Source organism: Rhizobacter sp. P3_B12, from assembly GCF_056402895.1.
Map to the genome: position 1 here is coordinate 1 of NZ_JBFUGN010001317.1, position 1,352 is coordinate 1,352.

Annotated in this window: 1 protein-coding gene; it reads left to right on the plus strand. The window is 73.1% G+C overall.

What is annotated here, in order from left to right:
* Positions 1–1,352: ATP-binding response regulator (locus AC1D01_RS34870; RefSeq protein ID WP_477874116.1), on the plus strand; the 1,352-nt coding region annotated here is incomplete at both ends.

Genomic DNA, 1,352 nt, shown 5'->3' on the forward strand with positions numbered 1-1,352 from the left:
GCCGAGCGCAGCGGGCTGCCGCAGCGGGCCGACGGCATCGCGCAGCATGTCGGCGCGATCCGCGGTGCGTGGACCGAGCCGGTGCAGCAGGCCGTCGTGCTGCCGCTGGCGGTGGCCGGGCAGGCGTCGAACGTCGGCGCGCTGGTGGTGGGCATCAGCCCGCGCCGGCGGCTCGACGATGCCTACCGCAGTTTCCTGTCGCTGGTGGCCTCGCAGGTCGCGTCGCGGCTCGGCGAGGTGCGCGCGCGGCTCGAAGAGCAGCAGAAGGCCGAGGCGCTGGCCGAGCTCGACCGCGCGAAGAACGTGTTCTTCAGCAACGTGAGCCATGAGYTGCGCACGCCGCTGACGCTGATGCTGGGCCCCCTGCAGGACGCGCTGCTGCGCCCGGACCTGCCGGCCGATCTGCACGACGCGCTGCAGCTCGCGCACCGCAACGGCGAGCGGCTGCGCAAGCTCGTCAACTCGCTGCTGGAGTTCTCGCGCATCGAGGCCGGGCGCGTCGAGGCGAGCTACCAGGCCACCGACCTCGCGGCGCTGACGCGCGATTTCGCATCGGCCTTCCGCTCGGCGATCGAGCACGCGGGGCTGCGCTTCGTCGTCGCCTGCGACACGCTTCCGCACGAGGTGTTCGTCGATGTCGACATGTGGGAGAAGGTGGTCCTGAACCTGCTGTCGAACGCGTTCAAGTTCACGTTCGAGGGCGAGATCGCCGTCTCGCTGCGCAGCGAGGCCGGCCAGGCCGTGCTGGAGGTGCGCGACACCGGCATCGGCATGGACGATGAGGCGCTCGCCCATGTGTTCGACCGTTTCCACCGCGTGGCCGGGGCGCGCTCGCGCTCGCACGAGGGCACCGGCATCGGCCTCGCGCTGGTGAAGGAGCTGGTGCGGCTGCACGGCGGCAACGTGGTGGTGACCAGCGGGCCGGGCCTGGGCAGCTGCTTCACGGTGAGCGTGCCGCTCGGGGTGGCGCACCTGCCGGCGCACCGGGTGGGGCTCGCGCCGGCGGCCGCGGGTGGTGCCGTGCCGGCGGTCGCGCTGGATGCGTTCGTCGAGGACGGCCTGCATGCCGGCCAGGCGCCGGCGATGCCGCCGCGCGCGCCGCGGACCGACGGCGCCCCGCGTGCCACCGTGCTGATCGTCGACGACAACGCCGACATGCGCACCTACATCGCGAGCGTGCTGGGGGCGCGCTGGAATGTCGAGGCCGCCGGCGATGGCCGGCAGGCGCTGGACGCGATCGCGCGGCGGCGGCCCGACGTGGTCGTGACCGACATCATGATGCCGGTGCTCGACGGCTTCGGCCTGCTCGAACGCATCCGCGCGCACGATGCGCTGCGCACGCTGCCGGTGAT